At 69.0% G+C, this 26,684-nt stretch carries 30 protein-coding genes and 1 pseudogene; 19 read left to right on the top strand and 12 right to left on the bottom strand.

Going from position 1 to position 26,684, the window contains the following annotated elements:
* Positions 1-153: 153 nt before the first annotated feature.
* The gene (locus tag ABT115_RS17630; protein WP_351790179.1) at positions 154-813 is read left to right on the top strand and encodes a DedA family protein; all 660 of its coding nucleotides are present in this window, start codon (positions 154-156) and stop codon (positions 811-813) included.
* Positions 814-937: 124 nt separating this feature from the next.
* Here ABT115_RS17630 and ABT115_RS17625 read toward each other — a convergent pair whose 3' ends face one another.
* Entirely contained in the window at positions 938-1,468 is a 531-nt protein-coding gene (locus tag ABT115_RS17625; RefSeq protein WP_351790176.1) for a gamma carbonic anhydrase family protein, read from the bottom strand.
* Between the two features lie 182 nt (positions 1,469-1,650).
* Between ABT115_RS17625 and ABT115_RS17620 the strand changes: the two genes are divergently transcribed.
* Positions 1,651-2,406: an acyltransferase gene (locus ABT115_RS17620; protein ID WP_351790173.1), complete on the top strand. Its 756-nt coding sequence runs from the start codon at positions 1,651-1,653 to the stop codon at positions 2,404-2,406.
* A gap of 131 nt (positions 2,407-2,537) precedes the next feature.
* On the opposite strand, the gene ABT115_RS17615 is transcribed toward ABT115_RS17620, so the two are convergent.
* Positions 2,538-3,491: an AAC(3) family N-acetyltransferase gene (locus ABT115_RS17615; protein WP_351790170.1), complete on the bottom strand. Its 954-nt coding sequence runs from the start codon at positions 3,489-3,491 to the stop codon at positions 2,538-2,540.
* 247 nt (positions 3,492-3,738) lie between these two features.
* On the opposite strand from ABT115_RS17615, the gene ABT115_RS17610 reads away from it, so the two are divergent.
* From ABT115_RS17610 to ABT115_RS17560, 11 genes are all read left to right on the top strand, one after another.
* Complete coding sequence (locus ABT115_RS17610; RefSeq protein ID WP_351790167.1) at positions 3,739-4,365, top strand: YigZ family protein; 627 nt, start codon at positions 3,739-3,741, stop codon at positions 4,363-4,365.
* A gap of 145 nt (positions 4,366-4,510) precedes the next feature.
* The gene (locus ABT115_RS17605; protein WP_351790165.1) at positions 4,511-4,666 is read left to right on the top strand and encodes a DUF6131 family protein; all 156 of its coding nucleotides are present in this window, start codon (positions 4,511-4,513) and stop codon (positions 4,664-4,666) included.
* A 645-nt stretch (positions 4,667-5,311) separates the two neighbouring features.
* Positions 5,312-5,707, top strand: a complete 396-nt coding sequence (locus ABT115_RS17600) for a gas vesicle protein GvpO (protein ID WP_351790162.1) — start codon at positions 5,312-5,314, stop codon at positions 5,705-5,707.
* A gap of 85 nt (positions 5,708-5,792) precedes the next feature.
* Positions 5,793-6,227, top strand: coding sequence for a gas vesicle protein GvpJ (gene gvpJ / locus ABT115_RS17595; protein ID WP_351790159.1), 435 nt, complete (start codon positions 5,793-5,795; stop codon positions 6,225-6,227).
* A gap of 3 nt (positions 6,228-6,230) precedes the next feature.
* Positions 6,231-6,944: a GvpL/GvpF family gas vesicle protein gene (locus ABT115_RS17590; RefSeq protein ID WP_351790156.1), complete on the top strand. Its 714-nt coding sequence runs from the start codon at positions 6,231-6,233 to the stop codon at positions 6,942-6,944.
* A 9-nt stretch (positions 6,945-6,953) separates the two neighbouring features.
* The gene (locus tag ABT115_RS17585; protein WP_351790154.1) at positions 6,954-7,205 is read left to right on the top strand and encodes a gas vesicle protein GvpG; all 252 of its coding nucleotides are present in this window, start codon (positions 6,954-6,956) and stop codon (positions 7,203-7,205) included.
* Between the two features lie 104 nt (positions 7,206-7,309).
* Positions 7,310-7,723 (top strand): gas vesicle protein, encoded by a 414-nt coding sequence (locus ABT115_RS17580; RefSeq protein WP_351790349.1) that lies wholly within the window; start codon positions 7,310-7,312, stop codon positions 7,721-7,723.
* A complete protein-coding gene (locus ABT115_RS17575) occupies positions 7,720-8,535 on the top strand; it encodes a GvpL/GvpF family gas vesicle protein (RefSeq protein ID WP_351790152.1) in 816 nt (271 codons plus the stop codon). The genes ABT115_RS17580 and ABT115_RS17575 overlap by 4 nt, the downstream gene beginning before the upstream one ends.
* Entirely contained in the window at positions 8,532-8,777 is a 246-nt protein-coding gene (locus ABT115_RS17570) for a gas vesicle protein (protein ID WP_351790149.1), read from the top strand. Before ABT115_RS17575 ends, ABT115_RS17570 begins: the two co-directional genes overlap by 4 nt.
* Entirely contained in the window at positions 8,767-9,177 is a 411-nt protein-coding gene (locus ABT115_RS17565; RefSeq protein WP_351790146.1) for a gas vesicle protein K, read from the top strand. The genes ABT115_RS17570 and ABT115_RS17565 overlap by 11 nt, the downstream gene beginning before the upstream one ends.
* Positions 9,178-9,225: 48 nt before the next feature.
* Positions 9,226-9,399, top strand: a complete 174-nt coding sequence (locus ABT115_RS17560; protein ID WP_351790143.1) for a CsbD family protein — start codon at positions 9,226-9,228, stop codon at positions 9,397-9,399.
* A gap of 90 nt (positions 9,400-9,489) precedes the next feature.
* On the opposite strand, the gene ABT115_RS17555 is transcribed toward ABT115_RS17560, so the two are convergent.
* The 4 genes from ABT115_RS17555 to ABT115_RS17540 form a co-directional block, all read right to left on the bottom strand.
* Positions 9,490-10,428 (bottom strand): SRPBCC family protein, encoded by a 939-nt coding sequence (locus ABT115_RS17555; protein WP_351790140.1) that lies wholly within the window; start codon positions 10,426-10,428, stop codon positions 9,490-9,492.
* Between the two features lie 30 nt (positions 10,429-10,458).
* Complete coding sequence (locus ABT115_RS17550; RefSeq protein WP_351790138.1) at positions 10,459-11,349, bottom strand: histone protein; 891 nt, start codon at positions 11,347-11,349, stop codon at positions 10,459-10,461.
* 102 nt (positions 11,350-11,451) lie between these two features.
* A complete protein-coding gene (locus tag ABT115_RS17545) occupies positions 11,452-11,748 on the bottom strand; it encodes a DUF5133 domain-containing protein (protein ID WP_351790135.1) in 297 nt (98 codons plus the stop codon).
* A gap of 309 nt (positions 11,749-12,057) precedes the next feature.
* Positions 12,058-12,231 carry a CsbD family protein gene (locus ABT115_RS17540; protein WP_351790132.1) on the bottom strand — a complete coding sequence of 58 codons (174 nt, stop codon included), beginning with the start codon at positions 12,229-12,231 and terminating at the stop codon, positions 12,058-12,060.
* A 266-nt stretch (positions 12,232-12,497) separates the two neighbouring features.
* Here ABT115_RS17540 and ABT115_RS17535 point away from each other — a divergent pair, with 266 nt between their 5' ends.
* Together ABT115_RS17535 and ABT115_RS17530 are read left to right on the top strand one after the other, a co-directional pair.
* Positions 12,498-13,664, top strand: a complete 1,167-nt coding sequence (locus ABT115_RS17535) for an exonuclease SbcCD subunit D (RefSeq protein WP_351790130.1) — start codon at positions 12,498-12,500, stop codon at positions 13,662-13,664.
* Complete coding sequence (locus ABT115_RS17530; RefSeq protein ID WP_351790127.1) at positions 13,661-16,873, top strand: AAA family ATPase; 3,213 nt, start codon at positions 13,661-13,663, stop codon at positions 16,871-16,873. Before ABT115_RS17535 ends, ABT115_RS17530 begins: the two co-directional genes overlap by 4 nt.
* A 99-nt stretch (positions 16,874-16,972) precedes the next feature.
* Here ABT115_RS17530 and ABT115_RS17525 read toward each other — a convergent pair whose 3' ends face one another.
* Complete coding sequence (locus tag ABT115_RS17525; RefSeq protein WP_351790124.1) at positions 16,973-18,658, bottom strand: DUF885 domain-containing protein; 1,686 nt, start codon at positions 18,656-18,658, stop codon at positions 16,973-16,975.
* Between the two features lie 48 nt (positions 18,659-18,706).
* Positions 18,707-19,204 (bottom strand): Lrp/AsnC family transcriptional regulator, encoded by a 498-nt coding sequence (locus ABT115_RS17520; protein ID WP_351790122.1) that lies wholly within the window; start codon positions 19,202-19,204, stop codon positions 18,707-18,709.
* A gap of 59 nt (positions 19,205-19,263) precedes the next feature.
* Between ABT115_RS17520 and ABT115_RS17515 the strand changes: the two genes are divergently transcribed.
* Complete coding sequence (locus ABT115_RS17515) at positions 19,264-20,580, top strand: trans-sulfuration enzyme family protein (protein WP_351790119.1); 1,317 nt, start codon at positions 19,264-19,266, stop codon at positions 20,578-20,580.
* On the opposite strand, the gene ABT115_RS17510 is transcribed toward ABT115_RS17515, so the two are convergent.
* Positions 20,516-21,934, bottom strand: a complete 1,419-nt coding sequence (locus ABT115_RS17510) for a GNAT family N-acetyltransferase (RefSeq protein ID WP_351790116.1) — start codon at positions 21,932-21,934, stop codon at positions 20,516-20,518. The two genes, ABT115_RS17515 and ABT115_RS17510, sit on opposite strands and share 65 nt — an antisense overlap.
* Positions 21,935-22,315: 381 nt before the next feature.
* Between ABT115_RS17510 and ABT115_RS17505 the strand changes: the two genes are divergently transcribed.
* The gene (locus ABT115_RS17505) at positions 22,316-23,083 is read left to right on the top strand and encodes a GntR family transcriptional regulator (protein ID WP_351790114.1); all 768 of its coding nucleotides are present in this window, start codon (positions 22,316-22,318) and stop codon (positions 23,081-23,083) included.
* A 48-nt stretch (positions 23,084-23,131) separates the two neighbouring features.
* Here ABT115_RS17505 and ABT115_RS17500 read toward each other — a convergent pair whose 3' ends face one another.
* Both ABT115_RS17500 and ABT115_RS17495 read right to left on the bottom strand, forming a co-directional pair.
* On the bottom strand, positions 23,132-24,289 hold the full coding sequence (locus ABT115_RS17500; RefSeq protein ID WP_351790111.1) for an ROK family transcriptional regulator: 1,158 nt from the start codon (positions 24,287-24,289) through the stop codon (positions 23,132-23,134).
* A 27-nt stretch (positions 24,290-24,316) separates the two neighbouring features.
* Positions 24,317-24,802, bottom strand: a complete 486-nt coding sequence (locus ABT115_RS17495; protein WP_351790346.1) for a GNAT family N-acetyltransferase — start codon at positions 24,800-24,802, stop codon at positions 24,317-24,319.
* Between the two features lie 90 nt (positions 24,803-24,892).
* On the opposite strand from ABT115_RS17495, the gene ABT115_RS17490 reads away from it, so the two are divergent.
* Together ABT115_RS17490 and ABT115_RS17485 are read left to right on the top strand one after the other, a co-directional pair.
* The gene (locus ABT115_RS17490; protein ID WP_351790108.1) at positions 24,893-26,164 is read left to right on the top strand and encodes an MFS transporter; all 1,272 of its coding nucleotides are present in this window, start codon (positions 24,893-24,895) and stop codon (positions 26,162-26,164) included.
* 20 nt (positions 26,165-26,184) lie between these two features.
* A pseudogene (locus tag ABT115_RS17485) lies at positions 26,185-26,395 on the top strand (hypothetical protein); the annotation flags it as partial.
* Positions 26,396-26,489: 94 nt separating this feature from the next.
* Here ABT115_RS17485 and ABT115_RS17480 read toward each other — a convergent pair.
* Positions 26,490-26,684, bottom strand: a 195-nt coding sequence (locus ABT115_RS17480; RefSeq protein ID WP_351790105.1) for a zinc ribbon domain-containing protein, incomplete at its 5' end; no start/stop codon positions are given.

The raw sequence follows: 26,684 nt of genomic DNA, 5'->3' as shown, positions 1-26,684 counted from the left end.
GGGACGGCTCCCTGAAGGCCGCCGCGCACCTCGATGAGGGGGCGCGGCGGCTTTTCGGGCTGTTCGGGCAGATGGCGGGACAGGTAGCATTTCCGCCGTGCGCCGAGGAGTTGACTGGCGGGCAACGGGACATCAGTACGGGAGGAACCGGCGTTGCACATCCAGGAATGGCTGGAGACCGTCCCCGCGGTCAGCGTTTACGTCCTGGTGGGCGTTGTGATCGGGGTGGAGAGCATCGGAATTCCGCTGCCGGGAGAGATCGTCCTGGTCAGCGCGGCGCTACTGGCGGTCGGGCACGACGGAATCAACCCCTGGATCCTCGGAGCCTGCGCCTCGGCCGGCGCGGTCATCGGAGACTCGATCGGATACGCCATCGGCCGCAAGGGCGGACGGCCGCTGCTCGCCTGGCTCGGCGGTAAGTTTCCCAAACACTTCGGCGTGAGCCAGATCGCGATGGCGGAGCGGTCGTTCCACAAGTGGGGCATGTGGGCGGTCTTCTTCGGCCGTTTCATCGCGTTGCTCCGGATTTTTGCGGGGCCGCTGGCCGGCGTGCTTCACATGCCTTACTGGAAATTCCTGATCGCCAACCTGCTCGGCGGCATCGTCTGGGCCGGTGGCACCACGGCCGTCGTCTACTCGATGGGGGTCGTCGCCGAGGCCTGGCTCAAGCGGTTCTCCTACCTCGGCCTGGTGGTTGCGGTGTTGATCGGCGTGACCTCGATGCTGGTGCTGAAGAAGCGGGCCAAGAGGGCGGTGGCGCAGGGGCCGGTCGTCTCCACGCCCGAAGCGGGGACCGTACCGGTGGCGGACTGAACGGCCGTACCGCCGCGACCGACCGGCCGGGGACCGGCTGGGCCGGGGGGCGGTGCCGGCCCGCGGAGACGTCGAACGCTTCCTTCGTCCGTCCGCCCTGCCCCTTGGTTCCGTTGCGTTCCGCTCAACTCTCGTGTGCCTGGCGGTGGGCTTTGGCCAGTTCCACATAACCCACCGCGTTGAACTTGATCCCTTCCAGCTCCTCCTCGGTCAACTGCCGCTTGACCTTGGCGGGTACGCCCGCGACGAGCGAACCCGGGGGCACCTGCATGCCCTGCGGGACCAGCGCCTGTGCCGCGATCAGTGAACCGGCGCCGATGCGAGCGCCGTTGAGGACGGTGGACCCCATGCCGACCAGCACGTCGTCCTCGATGGTGCAGCCGTGGAGTACGGCGTTGTGCCCGACCGAGACGCGCTCGCCGACCGTGACGGGGAACCCGGGATCGACATGAACGCTGCAGTTGTCCTGAATATTGCTGTCGCTGCCTATGACGATGGGACCGCAGTCGGCACGCAGAACGGCGTGGTACCAGACGCTGGAACCCGCGGCCATCGAAATCTCACCGATCACGACCGATGTCGGTGCGGTGAAGGCCTCCGCATCGATGTCCGGCTCCTTGCCGCCCATGCCCGTGATCAACGCCTGCTCTGCCATCGCCCGTTCCTCCGTGCCCAGGTGTTGTGCGGTCGCGGTCGTCCGGTCGCAGCAGCTCGGTCGCCGCTGTTCGATCGCGTCAGAGGAACGCTATGCGACGCGCGGTGGAGCGCCGCCGAGTGGGGTGAACATCACAGGTCTCCGCAGTGATCACGCCGGGCGCCGCCGACTACCGTGTGCGAGTGCCCAAGAACAGGAACGCGTTCTCTTCCCTCGCTGCCTGGCGGCGACGCGCCCTGTCCCGGGCCGTCCACCGCGGCTGGCGCTGGGTGCAGGAGTCGGGTGCGGTCACCGCGGAGCACCCCGGCCGACTGCGGTTCGGCCGGATCGGCGAAGGCACCCGGCTGGCCTTTCCGCAGGGCACGGTCTTCGGCGAGCCATGGATCGAGCTGGGCGCCCACTGTGTGATCGGTGAACAGGTCACGCTGACCGCCGGACTCATGCCCGATCTGGACCTCGGCCCCGAGCCGATCCTGACGCTGGGGGACGGAGTGGTGCTCGGCCGCGGCAGCCATGTCGTTGCCGATACCAAGGTCACCATCGGCTCGGACACGTACTGCGGACCGTATGTCTACATCACGTCCACGAACCACAGTTACGACGATCCGCACGAGCCGGTCGGCAGACAGTGGCCCCGAATGGAGCCGGTCGCCATCGGTCCGGGGTGCTGGATCGGCACCGGAGCGGTGATCCTGCCCGGGGCCACGCTCGGGCGGAACGTGGTGGTCGCCGCGGGCGCGGTGGTACGGGGGGAGGTGCCCGACCATGCGGTGGTGGCCGGCGCTCCCGCCCGTGTCGTACGCAGTTGGGATCCGGAGAAGGGCTGGCAGCCGCCGCTGCGTACCCCTGCTCCGGTGCCGATCCCGTCGGGTGTCACGCCCGAGCAACTGCTGGCCCTGGCGGAACCGGGCGAGACCCCGAGCCCGTCCGGCGACTGAGGGGCGGGGGCGCGTCGGATCCTCAGCCGCTCGCGATGCCCACCACGGCGACGCCGACCCCTGCGAACTGCAGCAGCCCAGGCCGCTCCGCCGGTGACGCTCCCGCCGCTCACCGGCACGGCGACACCCGGTTACCCGAGTGGAGAGATGCGCCCATCGGACCGAGTGTCGCTGACGGTGAGGGCTGGTGTACGCGGCGTGAGCAGCTCGCCGCCGAAGTCGGTCGGCCCCGCAGCTGCGCACCCATCGAGTTGGGCCTGAACAGGCACTCCGCCCCGATGCAGCGGCAGTCGGCGGGACGCGAAGTCGACAGCGTCGGTGAAGCGGAAGAGCCGACTTGTCGATGACCCCACCGGGCCGATGCGCACAGTCGCGCCGTTGCCCGAGCGGGCGAAGTCCGCTCCCAGGGCCGCGAAGTCGCTGTCGTCCAGCGCGACGTCCTCGTACTCCCACCATCGGCGCCGGCCCCCGGCCGTCACCACGCAGCGATAGGTGCGGCGGGGCGGGGCCGGTACCCGGTACTCGCCGAGATGGAACGCGGTGCAGGTGTCGAACCCGGTGCCCAGCATGAGCACGTGGGCCCGCAGATCGTAGAGGCGGGCCAGCGGGGAGTCCTCGCCGAGATGGCAGTCGGGGCGGTGGTGCGCCATCAGCTTCCGGGCCGAGGGGCCGAGCGCGGCGAAGGACGTCTGGGGGTGGTCGCTGCGCACCGCCCCCTCGGTGAGCCGCACGGCCTCCGCGAGGCGGCCCATCGACGGTGCGGCTGATGTCGCCGGGTCGAAGGGCGGCATGCTCGCACGTACGGCCTCCCGGGCCCGGTCGCTGAGACCGCGCACCCGGTCGAGGTAGTGCCGGGAGGTGTCGGAGTTCTCCGGGGTGAAGGCCGGGACGACGAGTGTGCCGTGCCCGCCGAGAGCGTCCCGTAACGCGGCGACCACCGTCCGGACACCGCCGCTCACCGACCCCACCGCACGCATCGACGCATGCACCAGGAGGACGCCGCTCCGCTCCACGCCCAGCTCGGACAGTTGCCCGGCCAGCCCGGATCGGCTGTGGCGGACGGTCGGTGCAGTCGTAGTACTCACAGCGGGCCATTCTCCCAGCCGGACGCCGAGTGTGACACCACGCACATTCGGACGGGAGACAGGGGTGCTGCGGCTACCGGCTCAGTGCGGGAACGCGATGGCCGGGCAGCGGTCCATGACCATGCCGAGCCCGGACGCCCGCGCGCGTCCATAGAGAATCCTGCGGACCGTCTCTGCGTCTGCGTACATGATCCGGACGACGGACAGTGGCCCCGGACCATTGCCGGCCGGGGCATAGGGTGGCCGGATGCAGGAGCAGTACCGGACAGTCGCCCGAGCGGGCGTGCACGAGACCGAGATCAACAGGTCGCGCTTCATCTGCGCGCTCGCCCCCGCCGCCACCGAGCAGGAGGCGCAGGACTTCGTCGCACGCATCCGCAGGGAACACCCGACCGCCACCCACAACTGCTTCGCCTATGTGATCGGCGCCGACGCCTCCGTACAGAAGGCGAGCGACGACGGAGAGCCCGGTGGCACCGCGGGCGTACCCATGCTGCAGATGCTGACGCGCCGTGAGATGCGGTACGTCGTCGCCGTCGTCACCCGCTACTACGGAGGTGTGAAGCTCGGTGCGGGCGGACTGATCCGGGCGTACGGGGGAGTGGTCGGGGAGGCCCTCGACGAGCTCGGCACCATCACCCGGCAGCGGTTCCGCCTGGCCACGATCACCGTCGGCCACCAGCGCGCGGGCAAGCTGGAGAACGACCTGCGAGCGACCGGGCGGAGTGTCCGCGAGGTCCGCTACGCGGAGGCCGTCGTCATCGAGATCGGGCTGCCGGACGCCGATGTCGACGGATTCCGTGGCTGGCTGGCCGACGCAACAGCGGGCGAGGCCGAGCTGGAGCTGGGCGGCGAGGCGTACGGGGACGTCTGACCGGATCACGCGCGCGTGCGTCATGTCGTCGCAGGGATCCGGCTCGCGTTCCACGGGCGTACCCACTGAATGCTCGGCCGTCGGCAGTTGCCGCGGCGGTCAATGAAGCACACAGTGGAATACACATACGAGATCGGAGCACGTCGTGATCGTTCTCGGAGTCATCTTGCTTGTCGTCGGTTTCGTGACGGGTATCTCTATCCTCTGGACGATCGGGATCATTCTCGCCGTGGTGGGTCTGATTCTGTGGGTCCTAGGAGCGATGGGGCACGCGGTCGCCGGTCGAAGGCACTACTGGTAGAGCGGCAGCGGCACTTGTCCGTCAGCTCCCAGCAGTTACTCGGCCTCACACGCGGTCCCTGCTGGGGGATGGGTGCGCCGTGCGTCGGTGGCTGCTCGTCGGCATCGACGATGTCGTACTGGCCCGGCGTGGTCGGCCCAAGCCGCCGCGCGGGAGACTTCAACCGCTACAACGACGTCCGCACCTCGAGCGGGCCGAATCAGTTATGCGGGCCGAGGAGTTGATCCGTGAGACCACCCCCGGCGCGCCCTCTCCGTCGATTTCGGAACCGCCGAGGAGGTCCGCGACCAGTGCGCGGTCCCCCTCGCCGAGGCGTGCGCCCGCCACCCCCAACGCTTCGGCGGCTGCCCCGACCACCTGGGATACCCCAGACGGGGATCAACGACCCGGCCAAGCGCAGGGAATCCGCACCATAAACCTCATAGCGTCACGACCGTGTCACCGCACTTGAACGAACTGTCGTCGTGACATCGCGACCGCTCAGGCTTGCCGGCGAGGCCGCGGCGCGTGGCTGGGTTGTGCCCAGTTTCGGCGGAAACCGTGCTGGGCAGCCCGATTTGCGTTCAGCCCAGGTCGTATATCATGAAGTGGCGCCTTGTGAATATGGCGCGGGCAGCATGTCGTCTCCGATTCCGGAGAAGGAACATGGCCGCAGGCGAAGAGGACGAGACAGAGCGCATTCGGCGTCCGTCCAGCACGAAGCCCGCCAAGAAGAACGCCAGGAAAACCAGCACAGGACGGGCTGGCAGCCGAACGAGCGAAACGAAGCGCGCGGCCCGCCGGGTTTCGGCGCCGCGGGCCATGCGGTACGCGGCTGAGCAGCTCCAGGAGCTTTTGGGGCGAGCGCCTGAGTCCGTCTCGGCAGTGAAGCCGACGGAGGACGGCTGGCAGGCGGACGTGGAAGTCTTGGAGGTGGAACGTGTCCCCGCAACCACCAGCGTGATGGCGAGCTATCGGGTGACGCTGGACAAGGCGGGCGAACTGGTGGCGTATGAACGCACCCGTCGCTACGCCCGAGGGCAGATCGACCGGCGTAGCTAGGGCCCGAATGTCACCGCAGGGCCGTTCGCCGGACGAATGAGCGGCCACGCCCGGAGCCAGGCGTGAGCCGTTGAAGGGAGGCACCGTGACTGTGGTGCCGCAAGGCGGAGGAACCGTTGCCCGGGGCGGCGGAGGGGCCGCGAACCTCTACGACATCATTGATCTGATTCTGGACCGAGGCCTGGTCATTGATGTCTTTGTGCGTGTGTCGTTGGTGGGCATCGAGATCCTGAGGATCGACGCCCGCATCGTCGTGGCGAGCGTGGACACTTACCTGCGCTTCGCTGAGGCCTGTGGCCGCCTCAACCTGGAGGAGGGGCGCAATGCGCCCTCCAAGCTGACCGACCTGGTCGGCGAGGTGACCGAGGGCGGATCGCATGGCAAGACCAAGGGAGCCCTCAGCGGGGCCGCAGAGGTGTTGACCGACGCCCTCAAGGGAGGGCGCGAGGAAGACGAGGAGCCCGAGGAGAGGCGGGAGCGGCCGAGGCGTCGGCCTGCCGCCCGGCGCAGACAGGAGTGAGCCATGGCCGTATACGTCTACTCCATTGTCGCGGCCACCCATCCGCAGCGCCTGGACCGCCTCGACGGGGTGGGGGACCCGCCCGCGACCCTCCGCACGGTGCGCACCAAAGAGCTGTCCGCAGTCATCAGTGACGCCCCCGAGGAGCTACGGCCCAAACGCCGGGACCTTGGCGCACACCAGGCCGTCCAGGAGCGGCTTATGGCCGACGGCACGGTTCTGCCTCTGCAGTTCGGCTTCATCACCACGAACGACGAAGCCGTACGAGCGGTGCTGGAAGAGCGTACGGATGAGTTCACCGAACGGTTGCAGGCGCTGGAAGGTTGCGCCGAATACCACCTCAAGGCCGCTCAGGACGAGGATGCGCTGCTGCGCCAGATCCTGGAGGAGTCCGAGGAGACGCGAAGGCTCAACGAGGAGATCAGGAGCGGCCGCAGCAGCCCGGAATTGCCGCTCGCCCTCGGAGAGCTGGTCGCCCAGGAAGTGAGCATACGTCAGGATCAGCTGGCCGCTGGAGTCGTCGAGGCACTGCGCAAGTTCGCCCGAGAGCAACGCTCGTCGCCGGTGACAGGGGACGACTTCCTGAGCGTGTCCTTCCTGGTGGACCGGGACAGCGAGAAGCGCTTCGTCTCCGCTGAGCAGGGCCTCGCCGAGGCGTTGGGCCCGGACTTCGACCTGCGGCTGCGCGGCCCGCTGCCCGCATACAGCTTCGTCTAAGGAGTCCTCATGGGCCTGTTGACTCAACTCGCCACCTTGCCGCTAACGCCGGTGCGCGGCGTGGTCTGGGTCCTCGAGCGCGTCGTCGAGACCGCGGAGAACGAGTACTACGACCCCGCACCCGTCGAGCGGGAACTCGCCAGGCTTGAGCAGGCGTTGCTGGCGGGAGACATCGACGAGGAAACCTTCGACCGGCGCGAGGACGAACTGCTGGACCGGCTGGACGAGATCAGGGCCCATGCCCAGGGCATTGATACCTGATCGTGGCAGCTGCCGCGGACGGAGCGCCACCACGCGCACCCGTCGCAACGCCGGGACACCGGGATAAGAGGTGCAGCGCTGTGAACGAACCCGTCGCCAGGAGGATGGGCGACTTCCCGTCCAGGGCCGGCCCCTACGGCGGCCAGGGCTCCTCGGCCAATCTCGCCGACATCCTGGAGCGGGTCCTGGACAAGGGCATCGTCATCGCGGGCGATATCCAGATCAACCTGCTGGATATCGAACTGCTCACCATCAAGCTGCGCCTGTTGGTCGCTTCGGTGGACAAGGCGAAGGAGATGGGCATCGACTGGTGGGAGCATGATCCTGCGCTGTCCTCACGCGCCGGCGACGGCTACCGCTCGCTCGCTGAGGAGAACAGGCGGCTGCGTGCCGAGATCGAGGCCATGCACGAGAGCGGTGAGCTGCCGTCGGCTGAGGGTGAGGCGAGCCGTCCTGCCGGCCGCCGCCGCAGCGCACGCACCGAACGGGCCGGGCCGCAGAAGGGGGATGAGCCATGACCGAGGTCATCACCTACGCCTACGCGGTGGCGCGGGACGCCGACGGAGCACTGGAGAATGAGCTGTCAGGGCTCGTCGGAGTGGCGGATGCGCCGGTGCATCTGGTGCGCACAGGACACCGCCGTGACGTAGTGGTCGCGGTCAGCCCGGTGCCCGCGCAGGACTTCGAGGAGGCAGCGCTGCGTGCGCACCTCGAGGACCTGGACTGGCTGGAATCGGTCGCCCGCGCCCATCACCGGGTGATCGAGGCGCTGGCCGCGAGCACCACCGTCCTGCCGCTCCGGCTGGCCACCGTGTACCTGGACGACGAGCGGGTGGGGCGGATGCTCGATGCCCGCCTGGAGGCGTTTGCCGAGCGACTGTCCGACCTGGTCGCGCAGGTGGAATGGGGTGTCAAGATCTACGTCGAAGCCCCCTCGGCCACTGAAAGCCCGGCGGAGCCGTCCGCGGATCCGGATCTGAGCCCGGGGCGGGCCTACCTCAGCCACCGCAGAGAGCAGCGCCACGCGCGCGAAGACGCCTACCGCAACGCCCAAAGGGCGGCTGGGCGTATCGAGGACGCGGCCCGAGACGCGGCGGTCGACCGGGTCCAGCACCGGGCGCAGCAAGGCGAACTCGCCCACGGGCCGGGAGAGAACGTCGTCAACGACGCCTACCTCGTGCCGCTGGCGCACACCGAACAATTCCGCGCCGACGTCCTGCGGGCCGCGGAGGGACTTCCAGGGGTACGCGTCGAGGTCACCGGACCCTGGGCGCCCTACTCATTCGCCATGCCCGCCGAAGCCGAACCGTTGAAGAGAGCCGGGCCGTGAGGGCGTACGGCGGGCCGCCGGTCGCGGCAGAAGAGCCGCTGCCGGACCGGCAGATCGCACTGATCGACCTGCTGGACCGGCTGCTGAGCGGCGGTGTGGTCCTCACTGGTGACGTCGTGCTCTCCATCGCCGACATCGACCTCGTACGCATTTCACTGCGCGCACTGATCGTCTCCATCAGCGAACAGAACCCCTCCCCGTGGCCCACCACCGCACCTCTGCGAGGCGGCCATGACCGATGAAACCCGCCGGCCCGGCAAGAACCGCTTCGACGAAGTCGCCGACGCGGCGGCCCGCGCCTTCCGTCTGCTGCCCGCCGCACCCCAGGACATCCTGCCGCCGAGCGGATCGAAAGCGAACAGAAAGACACGCCGGGTGACCACCGACCCCGACACGGTGGAAAGGGACCTGATCAAGCTCGTTCTCACCATCGTCGAGCTGCTGCGACAGCTCATGGAACGCCAGGCATTGCAGCGGGTCGATGCCGGAGATCTCACCGAGGAACAGGAGGAGCGGCTGGGTGCCACGCTCATGATTCTGCACGAGCGCATGGTGGAGCTCTGCGCCCGATACGACCTTTCCATGCAAGACCTCAATCTGGATCTCGGACCTCTCGGGACATTGCTGCCACCGTCCGAATAAAATTCGGCCGAACCCCGATTGCTCGGCCGAAGGCCATAGGAGCACGACATGGGCATCAGGAAGAAGGCCAAGAACATCGGCGAGATAGCCGAAGGGAAAGCCAAGGAAACGATCGCGAAGGCCGTCGGCAACGAAAGTCTGGAGAGAAAGGGAAAGGTCGAAAAGACCAAGGGAAAAGTAAAGCAGGCTGTGGAGAAGGGAAAGGATAGGTTCCGGCACTGAACAACACGTTCAGGAATTCACCGTCGCAGGCCCCGCCGCGCTCCGAGGATGTCTTCATGCCTGCGGGGCCTGCCGGAATCTCAACTCAACTCACTCTTCTTCTTCTTCGCCTCCTTGCTCTTCTTCGTCTTCTTCCCAGTCGACCTCCTCCTCGTCGCCCTCCGCGTCGCCTTCGTACTCACCGTCCTCCTCGCCCTCGGCGTCATGGGCCTCGGCCTCTTCGTCCTCGAGAGCCTCTTCGTGGGTCCGCACTACCTCGCCCTCGCGGATTTCGCCGCGCCAGCCGTCCGGCTCTTCTTCGGTGAGCGTGACGTGGCGCTGGAAGTGTTTGAGGTCCAGCCGCAGCCGCCGCCCCTGAGCGCGCCACAGATTTCCGGTCTTCTCGAAGAACCCCGAGGCGTAGTACTCGACGACCAGAACGATGCGGGTCAGTCCGGGTGCCAGTTCATGAAAACTGACCGCGCCTCGGGTCGATCCCTTGGCGCCCTCGGACGTCCAGACGATGCGTTCATCCGGTACCTGCTCCTGAACGGTCGCTTTCCAACTCCGGGTCGACGGACCGACCTTGGCCTTCCAGTCGCTGGTCGTCTCATCGGCCAGCGAGACGTTCCGTACGCCCTTGGTGAAGCTGTTGAACTTCTCGTACTGCGTCCAGTGGTCGTAGGCCGTACGCACAGGCACGCCGACATCGATGACCTCGATGATGTTGGTGACCTTCTGGTCTCCTGACTTGCGTCCTTGCCCACCGCCGAGAGCTTCCTTGGCCTTCTCCAGGACGTTGTTCTTGACGTTCTTCGCAGTCCCGGAGAGCACGGCTTTGAGGGGGGATTCGCCTCCGAGGAGGGCGCCTCCGATCTTGGAGAGTGATCCGCCGTTCTCGGCGACGTCGGTGAGCTGGCCCGTCACATCGAACAGCTTGTCGCCGGCCCGTTCGGCCAGATCCCCCACCCACGCCATCAGATAGTCCGCGAGTTCCTCACGCAGTCGATCCAGTCCCGAGTCCGCGTAGTCCTGTCCCGTTTTTGCCATGACCGGTTACCTCCGGCGCTCGACGCGCGATTATGTCTTCTTGGCGCTCTTCTTCGCAGCGGGAGCCGCTTTCTTCCGTGCGGCGGTCTTCTTCGCAGGCGCCTTCTTGGCGGCTGTCTTTTTTGCTGGCCGTTTGGCAGTGGTCTTCTTCGTCGCGGCTTTCTTTGCTGCCGTCTTCCGCGCGGCGGTCTTCTTCGCAGGGGCTGTCTTTTCAGCTGTGGGCTGCTTGGCGGGAGCCGCCTTCTTCGCAGCCGTCCTGCGCGGGACAGCCTTCTTCCCGGTGGCCTTCTCGGCTGGCGGCTTCTGCCCACCCCTCTTCGCGGGGGCTCCCCGCTGTGCCGCTTCACGCCGGCCAGCGGCAGGCTTTTGCGACGTACGCTTCCTCGGCGGCGGTTTCGTAGCAGCTCGGGGAGTGCGCCGGCGCGGCCGTTCTTCGGGCTCTTCCTCCGGCTCCTCTTCCTCCGGCTCCTCTTCCTCGGCTTCTTCCTCCTCGCCCTCCTCGTACTCACCCTCCTCGTATTCCTCTTCCGGCTCTTCTCCCTCGTACCGCGCGTACTCCTCCTCGCCCTCTTCCTCTTCTTCCTCCCCCTCTTCCGGTTCTTCCCCGCCGCTTTCGAGTTGGAGGGTGCGTTCCCGGAGCGAATCGGCGAGCGTCGTCAGCCGACGGTTGGCAGCGGCGGTCACAGCCTCCCGGCCGGCGTCCATGAACTCCCCGCGCAGCTGCTCACCCAACTCCGCAACCTGGGGGATTTCCCCGAGCTTGCGGATCCCTTGAGCGACGAGCTGTCGGGGCTCAAGGGCGAATTGACGCCCGGCAATATAGGACGCCGCCGTGAGAGCGAACCGTGCCTTCTTCGTACGGCCCAGCACATAGCCGCCGGCCAGGGCAGCGGCGAGCAAGAGCTTGTTTACGTCATTCATGGGTGCGTCACCCTTTCATGGGCAGGCAGCATCGGCGTCTACGCAGGGGGCCGCCGCTGAGCGGCATCGCTCCGCCACCCGTGGTTCAGCAGGAACTGGTGATCATCCGTGCTGACCGGATTCAGTGAACAGATACATCGAGCCACGAGACTGGCCTCCGCCGTCCCGCGACATCACATCGGCAGCCGACATCACCGACCGGGGCCACCCGAGGTAGGACTCGGCTTCGGCAATCGCATCGCGGGTGGTGCGCTGCCCCATGAGCACACACAACGTGTACGCGACATCCTCGAGGTGTCGGCGGCCGGCCAGATCGTGCGGCTCTGCCTGAACGACGACCTCCCACGCGCGATAGCGCCGCAGCAGCGAATCGACCAGGGACTTGTCCGGGAGCAACATCCTGGCTCCTTACGCTGGGTGCGGCCCACGCCCGTGGGGTTGACGACACCACGCGGCTCAAGCAAGTAGCCCCGAGGCGATACGGCGGTGCTTTCCTCAAATGGGAGGCATGCCAAAAACCGGGTGGGGCAATCAGCATCGGCGACCCGGCGTTGCAATCGCCTGGGACGCGCACTCACCGAACGTCAGCGACGTTTCACCGCGAAGAATCCTGACGCCTGGTGCCGGCCGCGCAGCCGACACCAGGCCGCGTCCTGCGGCCGCGAAGCCCGGATGCGATCGCCCCGGATGCGCGGCCCCATGCAGGTCCTACTGTCCGGACTTCTTCAGCCGCTCAGCGGCCTTGGCCGCAGTCTCCTGGGCCTTGCCCGTCATTTGCTTGCCGCGGCCCTCTGCCTGCAGGTCCTTGTCGTCCACGGCTTTGCCGACGGTTTCCTTCAACTTGCCCTTGACCTGCTTGGCCTTCGCCTTTGCCTTACCCATGACGATTCTGCCCTTCACTGTCGGGGGCTGACGTATCCACCTTGCGTCGATCACTCCGAGGCCGCAATCGGTGAGGTGTCGCGGAGCGATCCGTCTGCACGGTTGCTCCCCGTTCTCACTCCGGACGCCGGTGGAAAACCGAGGTCCGTGACGGATCAGGCACTGACCGGCGCTAGCGTAGTTGGTGATGGTGGTGGGGGCCGGTGCTGGTTCGGTGCCGGTTCTGGGAGCGGAGTCAGGGGAAACGTGCAGGTCGGAGCGTCACATTGAGGATTCTGCACACATCGGACTGGCACCTGGGGCGGTCGTTCCACCGGGTCTCCCTGCTCGAAGCCCAGGCCGCGTACCTCGACCACTTGGTGGCGACGGTGCGCGAGCACAAGGTCGACGTGGTCCTTGTCGCGGGTGATGTGTACGACAGGGCCGTCCCGCCGCTGTCCGCGGTCGAACTCTTCGACGATGCACTGCACCGGCTCGCCGCTGTCGGTGTGCCCACCGTGATGATCTCCGGGAACCATGACTCCGCTCGCAGGCTGGGCGTCGGTGCGGGCCTGATCGGGCGGGCCGGAATCCATCTGCGCACCGACCCCGCCCACTGCGCCACCCCCGTCGTGCTGCCTGACGTACACGGTGACGTGGCGTTCTACGGACTGCCCTATCTGGAACCGGCCCTGGTGAAGGACGTCTTCGAGGCGGAGCGCGCCGGGCACGAGGCGGTGTTGACCGCAGCCATGGACCGGGTGCGCGCAGACCTTGCGAGCCGCCCGGACACCACCAGGTCCGTGGTGCTTGCCCACGCCTTCGTCGCGGGTGGTGAGCCCAGCGACAGCGAGCGCGACATCACCGTCGGAGGGGTGGCCGCCGTACCGGCCGGAGTCTTCGACGGCGTCGACTACGTGGCCCTCGGGCATCTGCACGGCTGCCAGACCGTCACCGACCGGGTCCGCTACTCGGGCTCGCCGCTCGCGTACTCCTTCTCCGAGGCCGCCCACCGCAAGACGATGTGGCTGATCGACCTCGACGCCTCAGGAACGATCGCCGCCGAGCGCATCGACTGCCCGGTGCCCCGTCCGCTCGCCAGACTCCGCGGCTGCCTCGACACCCTGATCGACGACCCCGCGCTGGAGCAGCACCGGGAATCCTGGATGGAGGCCACCCTCACCGATCCGGTGCGCCCGGTCGAGCCCATGGCCCGCCTCGTCGAGCGGTTCCCGCACACACTCAGTCTCGTATACGAACCCGACCGGGCCCCCGACGACCCGCTCGCCTCGTACGCACAGCGCCTCAAGGGGCGCGACGACCAGCAGATCGCGGAGGACTTCGTGGCACATGTGCGGGGTGGGTCCGCAGCGGACGAGCAGGAGCGAACGCTGCTGCGCGGCGCCTTCGACCACGTACGGGTGGACGACAGCGTGCTCGAGGTGAACCCTTGAGACTTCACCGGCTCGTCCTCACCGCCTTCGGGCCGTTCGGCGCCACCCAGGACATCGACTTCGACGCACTCTCCTCGGCCGGGCTGTTTCTGCTGCACGGGCCGACCGGCGCCGGGAAGACCTCGGTCCTCGATGCCGTCTGCTACGGCCTGTACGGCGCGGTGCCAGGCGCCCGCCAGAGCCCCGGCACCTCGCTGCGCAGCGACCACGCCCCGGCAGACCTGCCGACGGAGGTCCAGCTGGAACTGACCGTCGGCGGGCGGCGCCTCGAAGTCACCCGGCGCCCCGCACAGCCCCGCCCCAAGAAGAAGGGCAACGGCTTCACGACAGAGAAGGCCCAGAGCCGGCTGCGGGAGTACCGTCCTGACGACGGCTGGCAGCCGCTGAGCCGCTCGCACCAGGAGATCGGCGAGGAACTCACCCAGCTCATCGGGATGAGCCGGGACCAGTTCTGCCAGGTGGTGCTCCTGCCGCAGGGCGACTTCGCGCGCTTCCTGCGCGCCGATGCCGAAGCGCGCGGCAAACTGCTCGGCAGACTCTTCGACACCCGCCGGTTCGCCGCCGTCGAAGAACGCCTGGCCGAGCTGCGCCGTACGGCCGAAACCCAGGTCAGGGCCGGGGACGAACGCATCCTCGCGGTCGCCCAGCGGATCGCCCAGGCCGCCGGACCGGCCGCGGACGAATCCCCGCTGCCCGGCATCCAGCCCGGCGAACCGGGGCTCACCGACGGCGTGCTGGAGTGGGCCGCGACAGCCCGCAGCAGTGCCCGGGAACGGCTCGGCATCGCCGAGTCCGCACTGGCCATCGCCGAAGGCCGGCAGACGGCCGCACGCCTGGCCCTTGACAGCGAGCGCGAACTCGCCGGACTCCAGCAGCGTGACGAGGAGACGCAGCGCCGCGCCGCCGCGCTCGAAGCCGGCCGCCCCGACCACGACCGACACCATGAACGGCTCGCGCGGGCCCGCAAGGCGGACCTCGTAGCCCCCGCGCTGGAACTGCGCGACGATGCCGAGCGCGCGTACCGCACGGCCCGCGAGGCCCGAGACCGCGCCCGTGCACTGCTGCCCGGCACCCTGGCCGACGCCAGTGCCGAACAGCTCGCGGAGCTGGAACGAAGGCTCCGCCAGGAGCTCGGCGGGCTCGACGCCGCCCGGCGCGTCGAGCGGCGCAGCGCGGCGATCGACGCCGAGCGGGCCGCACTGGAACGCCAGGCCCGGGCCGACGACGAACTCATCCACGAGGCGAAGAGCTGGCTGGCCGGCTGGGAATCGACGCGCAACGGCCTGCAGGCACGCATCGAGGAGGCTCAGGAGGCCGCCACGCACGCCGAACAACTCGCCGGCCGACTGGAGCCGGCCCGCGCCCGGCTGGAGGCGGCCCGCAGCCGCGACGCGCTGGCCGTCCGGGCGACCGCAGCCGCCGAACGGCTGGCCGAGGCACGTGAGCAGGCGTCCGGCGCCCACGAGACGTGGCTGGAGCTGCGCGAACGGCGACTGCGCGACATCGCCGCGGAGCTGGCTGCGGAACTGGTGGACGGCGAGGACTGCAAGGTATGCGGTTCGGCCGACCATCCCAGGCCCGCAAGCACAGCCGACGGGCATGTCGACCGGGCCACCGAGGAGAGGGCTCTCGACGCGTATCGGCGGGCCGAGGAGGCGCGCACAGAGGCGGATCGGGAGCTCGGGGTCGTACGCGAGAAGCACATGGCGGCACGTGCCGCCGCGCTGTCGGTCGTGCCGCAGCCGAGGGACGGCGCCGACGCCGCCGGGCGGACGGCAGGGGCCGTCGCCGCCGGGTCGGCCGTGTCCGGGACTGTCGCCGCCCCGGCGGCCGTGCCCCAGCCGACGGCCCGGGCCGAGGCGGCGGACGCCGACACGGACGGCTCCAGGCGTCACTCCCGCCGCGCTCCGGCCGCCGAGCCGGTCGCCGATCCCACCGTCGCCGAACTCGGTGCGCTCGTCGACCGGTTGATGCTCATGCACGCCGAGGCGCACCGGATCGCGGCCGGTATGCACGCGGCGCGCGAGGCCCTCGCAACCGCCGAGCGGGAACAGGCCGAGCGCCAGGAGAGCCGACAGCTGGCCGAGCGGCGGGCCGCCGCCCGTACCTCGCAGCGAGAAGGCCTGGACCGTGAACAGGCCGTGCTGGAAGCGGAGTTGGCGAAAGCCCGCAGCGAGTCCGGCAGCGTTGCCGAGCACGCCGAGTTGCTGGAGCGCCGGGTCGGTCTGCTCGCCACGGCAGCCGAGGCGGTACGCGAGGAGGAGACGGCCGCACAGCGCCGCAAGGAGGCCGACGGCCGGCTCGCCGACGCCGCGTTCCGGGCCGGGTTCGACACCCCGCAGGCCGCGGCCGCGACCCTCCTCACCGATGCCGAACAGCGCGGACTCCAGCGTCTCGTCGATGCCTGGCAGTCCGAGGCGGCCGCCGTCGCCGACCGGCTCGCCGAGACCGCCACCCGGGCGGCCGCCGATGCCCCGCGAGCCGAGGTGGACGTCGCACAGGCCGCGCACGACACGGCCGAACGCCGGCTGCGGGACGCCTCAGCGGCACTGGCCGCCGCACGCGAGCGCTGCGCCGAGCTGGACCGGCTGTCGCGCAGCGCCGCGGACGAGGTGCGCAGGCTGGGTCCGCTGCGTGAGGAGTACGACCGGGTGGCGCGGCTGGCCGGGCTGACCGCCGGTACCTCCGCGGACAACGAGCGCAAGATGCGGCTGGAGTCGTACGTGCTCGCCGCCCGGCTCGAACAGGTCGCCGCAGCCGCCACCGCACGGCTGCAGCGCATGTCGTCCGGCCGCTACACGCTGGTCCACTCCGACGCCCGCACCGGAGGCCGCAGGTCGGGCCTCGGCCTTCATGTCGTCGATGCCTGGACCGGCCGCGAGCGAGACACGGCGACGCTCTCGGGCGGCGAGACGTTCTTCGCCTCGCTCGCTCTCGCGCTCGGCCTCGCCGATGTCGTCACCGACGAGGCGGGCGGCGTACGGCTGGACACCCTCTTCATCGACGAGGGTTTCGGCAGTCTGGACGACCAGACCCTCGACGAGGTGCTCGACGTACTCGACTCGCTGCGCGAGCGGGACCGCAGCGTCGGCATCGTCAGCCATGTCGCCGATCTGCGCCGCCGTGTCCCTGTACAGCTCGAGGTGGTGAAGGAACGGTACGGATCGGCGGTACGGCACCTGACCGGCGGCGAGGTCAGCGGTTGCTGACCGGCCGGGACGGACGAGTGCCCCCTCCCGGCCGCTCCCGCCGGGGCGTTCTACCGGTGGTGCCGTAAGCAGAGGGGGAGGGAAGGGGCGAGGAACGGCTCAGAGCTTGGACAGCTCGTCGACGAGGTCGTCGAGTCCGAGCGACCCCTGCGACAGGGCGGCCATGTGCCAGGCCTTGGCGTCGAACGCGTCACCGTGCGCCTTGCGGGCGTTCTCCCGCCCGAGCAGCCAGGCACGTTCGCCCAGTTTGTAGCCGATGGCCTGCCCCGGCATCGAGAGGTAGCGGGTGAGTTCGCTCTCCACGAAGTCGGCCGGGCGACCGCTGTGGTTGCCGAAGAACTCCTGGGCCAGTTCCGGAGTCCACCGCTCGCCGGGGTGGAATGGGGAGTCCGCGGGGATCTCCATCTCCGCGTGCATGCCGATGTCCACGATGACCCGGCAGGCCCGCATCATCTGCGCGTCCAGATAGCCGAGACGGCGCTCGGCGTCGGGCAGGAAGCCCAACTCGTCCATGAGCCGCTCCGCGTAGAGGGCCCAGCCCTCGGCGTTGGCGCTGACCATGCCTATTGACGCCTGGTAGCGGGAGAGGCTGTCGGCGACATGCGTCCACTGCGCGATCTGCAGGTGGTGGCCCGGCACCCCCTCGTGGTACCAGGTGGAGACCAGGTCGTACACCGGGAAGCGGGTCTCGCCCATGGTGGGCAGCCACGTGCGGCCGGGACGCGAGAAGTCCTCGGACGGGCCCGTGTAGTACGGAGCCGCGGCGCCGCCGGGCGGAGCGATGCGGGATTCCACCTTCCGTACGCGTTCGGCGAGTTCGAAGTGCGTACCGTCGAGCGCCTCGATCGCCTCGTCCATGAGGCCCTGCAGCCAGGCCTGGACTTCGTCGACCCCCTCGATGTGCTTGCCGTGCACATCGAGATGGGCGAGTGCCTCCCAGGGGCCGGCACCGGGCAGGACCTTCTCGGCCTCGGTCTTCATCTCGGCGAGCAGCCGGTGGTACTCGGACCAGCCGTACGCGTATGCCTCGTCGAGATCCAGGTCGGTGCCGTTGAAGTAGCGCGACCAGCGCGCGTAGCGCTCACGGCCGACGGTGTCCGGCGCGCCTTCGACCGCGGGGGCGTACACATCGCGCATCCAGTCGCGCAGCGCCACGACCGACTCCGTGGCACGGCGCGCGCCCTCGTCCAGATCGGCGCGCAGCGACGCGGGGCCGGCGGCGGTGAAGTCCTGGAAGAATCCCGTCCCGTCGGCGCCGGCCCACTCGTCGAGCTGGCCGATGAAGGTGGCGGTGGCGCGCGGGCCGCCGTACAGCTTGCGCTCCAGGCCGAGCGCGAGCGACTCCCGGTAGCCCTCCAGAGCCGCGGGTACCGCGCGCAGCCTGTCCGCGACCGCCGCCCAGTCCTCGTCGGTCTCGGTCGGTGTCACCGTGAACACCTCACGGATGCCGTGTGCCGGGGAGGAGAGGTTGGAGACCGTACGCAGCCCCTCGTCGGCCTCGTGGACGGCGATTTCCGCCGTGAGGCGCTCGCGCAGCAGCCGGCCGCAGCGGCGCTCGACATCGCTGTCCGCGCCGGGCAGTCGCTCGGCGACATCGAGCTTCGTCAGCGTGGCGCGGGCGAGTTCGGCAAGGGCTTCCTGGCCCGCGGGGGAGAAGTCGGGAAGCCGGTGCGAGCTCTCCGTGACACCGAGGTAGGTGCCGGTGATCGGGTCGAGTTCGATGAATGCGTCGACGTAGGCGTCGGCGACCTGACGGGGCAGCATGCTGCTGGGATTGTCTGACATGCGGACATCCTCGTACGGCAGAGGCCTTGGCGTCATCATTATTCGGTCTCAGAGGCCTGTACCGCACGATCCTTCGGGAGGAGGCAGCAGCGGTCCGCACTCCCACTGCTGGAAGATCAGCCGGGTCTCGACCCTGGCCACTTCGCGGCGCGAGGTGAATTCGTCCAGCACCAGGCGCTGCAGATCCGCGGTGCCGGTGACCGCGACATGGACCAGATAGTCGTCGGGCCCGGTCAGATGGAAGAGCGCGCGGGACTCGGGCAGCGTCCTGATGCGTTCGACGAACGGGCCGATGAGGTCTCTGCGGTGCGGACGGACCTGCACGGAGAGCAGCGCCTCCAGACCGCGTCCGAGCTTCGCCGGGTCCAGACGCAACTGGTGGCCGAGAATGACGCCGGAGCGGCGCAGCCTGGTCACCCGGTCCAGACAGGTCGACGGCGCGACTCCGACGTCGGCGGCCAGTTCGCGGTAGGTGGTTCGGGCATCGTTCTGCAGCAGTCGCAGAATATGCAGGTCCACCGGGTCAAGAACGACTGAATCGGCCATCTGCCGAACGTAGCACGGGACTTCCGGACAAAGGCCCGGCGTTTGTTCAGAGTTGTGTCATGGATACCGAATCATCGATGGCGCCCTCGACGACACCCCGCTCCAGGGCGCTGGCCACCGAAGCCGTGCACGCGGGCCGCGACGATCTCGCGGCACAGGGCCTGCACGCCCCGCCGATCGACCTGTCCACCACCTACCCCTCGTACGACTCCATGGGCGAGGCCGAACGGATCGACGCCTTCGCCGCCACCGGCGCCAGGCTCGAAGGTCCTCCCGTCTACGCACGACTGGACAACCCGACGACCGCCCGCTTCGAGACCGCGCTCGCCCGGCTCGAGGGCACGGAGAGCGCCGTCTCGTTCGCCAGCGGAATGGCCGCGCTCACCGCCGTTCTGCTGGTCCGGGCGAGCATGGGACTGCGTCATGTGGTCGCCGTCCGTCCGCTCTACGGCTGCAGCGATCACCTTCTCGGCGCCGGTCTGCTGGGCACCGAAGTAACCTGGACCGACCCGGCGGGCATCGCGGAGGCGATCCGTCCGGACACCGGTCTGGTGATGGTCGAGACGCCCGCCAACCCGACGCTAGCCGAGGTCGACATCCGCGCGATCGCGCACTCCTGCGGTTCCGTGCCGCTGCTCGTCGACAACACCTTTGCCACGCCCGTACTCCAACGACCTGTCGAGCACGGCGCACGCATCGTGCTGCACAGCGCCACCAAGTACCTCGGCGGGCACGGCGATGTGATGGGCGGGGTCGTCGCCTGCGACGAGGACTTCGCTGCCCGCCTGCGGCAGGTGCGCTTCGCCACCGGCGGGGTGCTGCATCCCATGGCGGGGTATCTGCTGCTCCGCGGCCTTGCCACGCTCCCGGTCCGGATGCGCGCCGCTTCCGCGAGCGCCGCCGAACTCTCCCGGAGACTCACGGCCGATCCGCGCATCGCCCGGGTGCACTACCCGAAGCTGGGTGGGGCGATGGTCTCGTTCGAGGTGTACGGGGACCCGCACCGGGTGATTTCGGCCGTGCGGCTCATCACCCCCGCGGTGAGCCTCGGCAGTGTGGACACCCTCATCCAGCATCCGGCCTCCATCAGCCACCGCATTGTGCACGAGGGAGACCGGCGGGCGTCCGGCGTCGGGGACCGGCTGCTGAGGATGTCGGTCGGTCTGGAGGATGTCGAAGACCTGTGGGCCGATCTGTGCCAGGCGCTGAGCTCACAGGAGGCCGGCCGGCAGGACGCCCTCCAGCGTGAGCCACTTCGTCCCGAGGCCTCCCAGAATGAGCCAGTCCGTCCGGAAGTTCTCCGTCAGGAGGTCAGCGACCGGCCTGCTCGTGCGGCGGCAGCGAACGAACGGGAGTCGCGTTCAGTCGTGCGGTGATGACCAGCGTGCCCTCCTCGATCTGGTAGTCCAGCGGCAGGGACAGCGCACGCATGGCCGCGACCATGCCGGTGTTGGACGCCTGAGTGACGGCGTAGACACTCTCGCAGCCCGCTTCGATGGCGAGCGTCGCCAGGCGGCCGAGAAGCTCGGCGCCGATCCCGCGCCGCTGCCACTCGTCCTCGACGAGGAGGGCGACCTCGGACTCGTCGCCGTCCCAGAGAAGGTGACCGAGGGCGACCAGCCTGCCCGATGCCGTCTGCACGGCCAGGGTGCGGCCGAAGCGAGGGCTCAGCAGGTGGTCCAGGTAGCGGTCGGCGTCACGGACCGGGCCGTGGTACCGCAGCCGCAGCGTCTGCTCCGAGCAGCGGTCGTGCATGGCGCGGGCCGCTGCGAGGTCGCCGCGGTCCGCGCGGCGCACGGTGATCTCGTCGCCCTCGGGAAGGGCGAGTGCCTGCTTGCTGCGCGACAAACGGGGGCCGAGCCGGGCAGCGAGCTCTATCAGGGCACGGGTCCGGGCGAACTCGGTCGGAGTGAACGGAAGGTAGGGCCGTTCGATGGTGATGGCGCCTCCGGACGGGTCGCGCAGCCGCATCACCGTCTCCTCCACCACGTTCTCGACGGGCGCGGTCTCCCCGCGTGCGCGGTCGTTGAACGAGACGGTGGGCAGCGAGTTGATGGTGCAGCGGCCGAGCAGCTGACGCAGAGCGAGGGGGAGTTCGGCGGCGTCCAGGGCAGTGCGTGTGGCGTGGCCCAGGATGCGTGTCGGGGCGTCCACCAGGTCATGCGCGTCGGCCCGCTCGATCCAGGTGGAGCCGCCCCCCGCAGCGGAGATTGCCCGGCTCAGCTGCGGGGCCTGGAGCCGGACGGGGGCGCGCAGCAGGAACTCGTCGACCGTGCCCTGCGCCAGCGGGTGCGTCTGCAGGGTGAGGATGTCGACCCGATGCCGGGCGAGCGCGATGCACAGCGCAGCCAGACTGCCCGGGATGTCCCGAACGGTGGTGCGCATCCGCCACAGCACCGTGTCCTCGGGGGACAGGGCCGGGTCCGCGTCGGTGGGAGCGGTCGCGGCGGCGTGGGACGAGGGCATGCTGTCGCGGCCGGAGCCGGGCTCGGCTCCGGCCGACGGCAGGGCGTGGCTGTGACGACGTGCCCACCAGGTGTGGGACGCAGCTGTCACGGTCAGGGCCACGGCCGAGGCGATCAGTAGGTGCGGTCCGTCCGGCTGGTGTCCGATCAGGTTGGCGATCGCATCGGCCAACGCGACCGCGGTGAACAGTGCGGCCAGCGCGGTCACGTCCCGCCGCCAGTGGTGGGAGCGGCGGGAGGTCTTGGCGGACGTCACATCAGTCATGGCCTCACTGTGGCCGAGCGGTGTTGCCTGATCGCGAACGCGCTGTGACTGACGGGTTAAGTGTGGATCTGGTCCCTTATCATCCGTTTTGGCGGGCAGGGGGCGGCTTGTGCCCGTCGGCAGCGCGCACACCAACCCCAGATGAACACCCCCGAAGCCGCACGGTCCGTCCGGCCGCGGGGGTTGTGGTTGTGCTGCGGGTGGCTCACGGCACCACGAACGTCCTGTGAACGCTCTGCGGCAGAGGAGCGTTTCGCTGCGTGACCGACAGAGGATTGGTCTTGACCAAGGGTGCGTCCCGTCCTATGGTCTCAAGGTTAAGACAGGAACCTTTAATAAATAGCGTCGCGGAAAAGCCGCTGGGCGATTGCGGAGGACAGGGTGGGGACCACGCAGCTGGAAACGGCGCAGGAGCCGAAGTACTGGCACCTCAAGACCGTGCTCAGTGAGGCACTCGACTCGGACTTTGCGGTGGGCGAGATCCTGCCCAACGAGCGTGAGCTCGCTGCCCGGTTCGGAGTCGCCCGAGCCACGCTCCGGCAGGCTCTGGAACAGCTCGAACTCGAAGGCAGGCTGCAGCGCCGCCGCGGCGTCGGAACCACCGTCGCACCGCCGCGCGTCGGGGTCGCCGTCTCCACGGCTCAGCGGGACTGGTCCGACGGCGGTGCCGGCGAGGCATGGCAGCCCGTGGACTGCACGACGGCGGTCGCACCGGCATCTGTGGTAGCCATGCTCGACGTGGACGGCGACGAGCCGATGCACATCGTCCGCCGGATCCGGGTCACTCACGGACAGGCCGTCGCGGCGGAACTGCTGTACGTCCCGTCGTCTTCCGTGCCCGAACTCTCCGCGATCGACGCTTCGTCCGGGCCCGTCCGGGCCAGCAGTGTCTTGCGGGAACTGCACCGCCTCGGCCTCGACGGCCAGGACCGATCGGTGGAGCTCGGTTCGGCGCGTGTGGACGACGCCAAGGAGTTCGACCGGCTTCCCGGTGCCCCTGTTCTCGTCGTCACCACCCGCTATCTCGTGGCGGGCGGCACCGCGGCGCTCTCCGTCGCCACCTACCGGGCCGACACCTGCCGACTCACCTTCGGTGACTCGGGCGACCTGGAGATCGGTCATCATGGCCAGGAGCGCCAGGCCTCCTGAGTACGACCGGCTCCGCCGGCCCTGACATGTCTGCGTACGGCCCGTCACTCAGCGGCGGGCCGTCGCCGTTTTCTCCACCGCGAAGAACTGCTCCTCGACATGGTCGAGAGCCAGCCGCAGAGCCCCTGTGGCCACCGCCGCCTCGCCGAGCAGCGACAGCGTGACCCGCGGCGGCCGAAGACAGTAGCGGGTCAGCTCACGGCGGAGCGGATCCAGGACACCGTCCAGCCCCGCAGCCCAGCCGCCGATCACCACAAGCTCGGGGTCCAACGCCAGCACCAGCGCCGCGACATCGTGCACCAGGCGCTGAATGAACCGCTCGACCGCCGCCTGCGCCCGGACATCGCCATGCCGTGCCGCCGCGAAGACGGCGGCGACCGCAGGCTCGTCCAACGGGTCCAATGGCGTGTCCGTCGTCGACAGAAGCTTCTCCGGCGTCGCCTCGCGGCCGAGGAGATGCAGCGCGCCGATCTCACCGGCTGCACCGCCGAAACCGCGGTGCAGCCGCCCGCCGATCAGCGAACCGGCGCCCAGGCTCAGTCCTGCCAGGACGAACACGATGTCGTCGGACTCGGTGGCTGCACCCTTCCAGTGCTCCGCGACTGCCGCGGCATTGGCGTCGTTCTCCACGAGGACGGGGCAGCGGAACGAGCGCCTCAGCCGTCCACCCAGCGCCAGACCCGTCCAGTCCGGCAGCGCGGTGCCCAGCCGCACGGTCCCGTCGGCCTCCACGATGCCCGGGCTGCCGACCCCGACCGCACGCAGACTGCTTCGGGCCACGCCCGTCCGCCGCAGCACATCGGCGACCACGGCTCTGACCTTGTCGAGCCTGTCGTCGGCGCAGGCCGTCTTTGACACCTCGCGCGAGCCCGCCCCGATGATCCGGCCGTCCAGCTCCGACAGCAGTGCGGAGATTCGCTGAGGTCCGATCTCGATGCCGAGCAGATGCCCGGCCTCGGCACGGAACCGGAACCGGCGGGCCGGCCGCCCCTGACGGCGGGCCTCAGCTCCATCGGGCACCGACTCGATGACCAGTCCGGCCTCGAACAGCTCCTCCATGATGCCCTCGACCGTCGGCCGGGACAGACCTGTGATCCGGGTCAGGTCCGTGAGGGTGGGGGAGCCGGCACCCCGGAGGGCGTGCAGTACCACCGCGGAATTGATCCGTCGCAGCAGTGACGGATCCCCACCGGTCAACTGGCCCACGGTGTGTCCTCCCAGCTCGTGCACATGTCAGGCGGATGCTACTCGCTGCCCGGGTGCAGGGCGACTGCGGTCCGGAACGGGGATCCGGGGCCAGCGGCCTTCAGTTCGGAGCGACGAACCCGGAGCGCTGGTGGCGAGGTTCTCGAACCACAATGCTGACGCATTCTTGCGTTCCAGCAGCGTGACCGTGACGCCGGGCGCGACCTGGCGCTCGCCGACAGGTATGAATCCGCGCCGACGATAGAGCGCGACCGCAGGCAGGTTGGCGGTTCCGGTGGAGACGACGGTCAGTTCCGCGGGCTCGATCGAGTCCAGAGCGTCCAGCAGGGCCGTTGCGACGCCGCGGCGATGCGCGACGGGATGGACCACGAGGCGGCAGATGTCGAGAGCACCGTTCGGCAAGCGAGTCCAGGCAACCGCTCCGACAAGTCTCAACTCGTCGCGAACCCCGAGGAAGGACTCCTTCGTCCTGCTCCTCAATGCCGTCGTGCGGTGAGGGGCGGCACACTGCACGGCCACTTGTTGCAAATGACTTGTAATTGCAAGTAACAAGCGGAAAGCTATTTCAGTCCTTACTGTCGACCCTGGATGCGGAGCCGCCCCATGCCCCTGATGCCGGAATCCGGACCGCAGCGCGTCATCGCCGCCTCGAACTTCGTCTACACCATCGGCAGCGGCCTCTATCTGACTGCTGGAGTCCTGTACTTCACTGAGGCCGTCCGCCTACCGGCAACCCAGGTGGGTCTGGGACTCGGCATCGCCGGTGTCGTCTCGCTGGCCGTGGGCATCGCTGTCGGTCATCTCGCGGACCGGCACGGAGCACGTGGTGTCTATGCGACTACCCTCGTCGTCCAGGCGCTGGCCACTGTCGGCTTCTTACTGGCAGACAGCTTCTGGCTGTTCGTCCTAGCGGTAGGCACGGCCATGGGCGCCAAAGCGGCCGGACTGGCCGCACGCAGTCCGCTCATCAGGCACTACGGAGGGGACCGACCGCAGGCATTCCGCGCCTATCTCCGCGCCGTGACCAACGTGGGCATTTCCCTCGGCGCCCTGCTGGCGGGCTGGGCCGTCCAGGTGGGCACCCTCCCCGCCTACCAACTCCTGGTCATCGGCAACGCGGTCGCCTTCGCGGCTTCCGCAGCGATCCTGATCTACCTGCCGCCGGTCAATCCTGTCCCCACTACCGGCGGCCCTCGCTGGATCGCCCTGCGGGACCGCCCCTACCTCTTGCTCACCGCCCTCGACGGCATCATGGCCGTCCAGTTCAAGGTGCTCACGGTGGCCGTCCCACTCTGGCTGGTCACGGCCACCACCGCCCCGCGCTGGCTCATCTCGGGCACCATGCTCATCAACACCGTCATCGTCATCGCGTTCCAGATACGAGCCAGCCGCAGCATCGATTCCCCAGCGGCCGGCGGATCCGCTTACCGCCGAGCAGGCGTGGCCTTTCTCGTCTCCTGCTCGCTGGTCTCCCTGTCTGCGGGGATCCCGGCGTGGGCTGCCACCACGCTGCTCATGACCGCGATGGTGATCCACACGATCGGCGAGTTGTGGCACTCCGCCGCAGGCTTCGAAGTGTCCTTTGCCCTCGCCCCACAGCACGCCACCGGCCAGTACCTCGGTGTGTTCAGCCTCGGCGCCGGACTGGCCGAAGCCCTCGGCCCGGCCCTGCTCATCTCACTCTGCCTCACCTGGGGCCGACCCGGATGGTACGTCGTAGGAGCGCTGTTCACCCTGACGGGCCTGGCAGCACCACTCGCCGTCCGCTGGGCGCAACGCCACCAGCACGCTCGGCAGGTACGCCCACAGGTCGCGTGGAAGGTCCCCCTGAAGGCTCCGGAGGACGTTCAACATCCCCGACTGCCGCAGGGCTGATGCCGGCCGGTCGGCGTTCCGGAGATGTCGCAAGCGGCGCGGCTCAATATCTGCCGGACCGGGCGGGACAGTTGGTGCTTCACCAGAATCCGGCAGGGAACCTCGGGCCCTGGGGTGGTATCGCAGTGGCAGCGGCGTGGGCGGCGCCCGCTGCTGGCAGGCTGGTGGGCGATCCGACGCAGGGACGTATTGCCCGCTGTTACGCCTTCGGAGAAGGAGCGAGACGTCTGAAATGCTCTCAAAGCCCGCCACGCGGAGCGGCTTGTCAGTGCTGGGCGGTTTACTAGCGGCTTGACTTCCTCCCCCTCGTGAGCGAGGGGGGTTCCTACGGCTTGCGCCGTGGGGGTTTCTGCTTCGTCGCCGATTGCCCGCCCGGAGAACTCCGTTGAGGTCTTACACCAGCTCCACAGACTGTCACCGCCAGTCCGGCGGCCAGAAGGTTCTTCGCTGCGTTCACGTCCCGGTCGTGGGTCGTTCCGCAGCCGCACGTCCAGGTACGGACGTTCAGCGGCATCTTCTC

Source organism: Streptomyces sp. NPDC001832 (assembly GCF_040297265.1).
Taxonomy (GTDB): Bacteria; Actinomycetota; Actinomycetes; order Streptomycetales; family Streptomycetaceae; genus Streptomyces.
The sequence above is the reverse complement of the archived record's forward strand: the minus strand, read 5'-3'. Positions and strand labels throughout refer to the sequence as shown.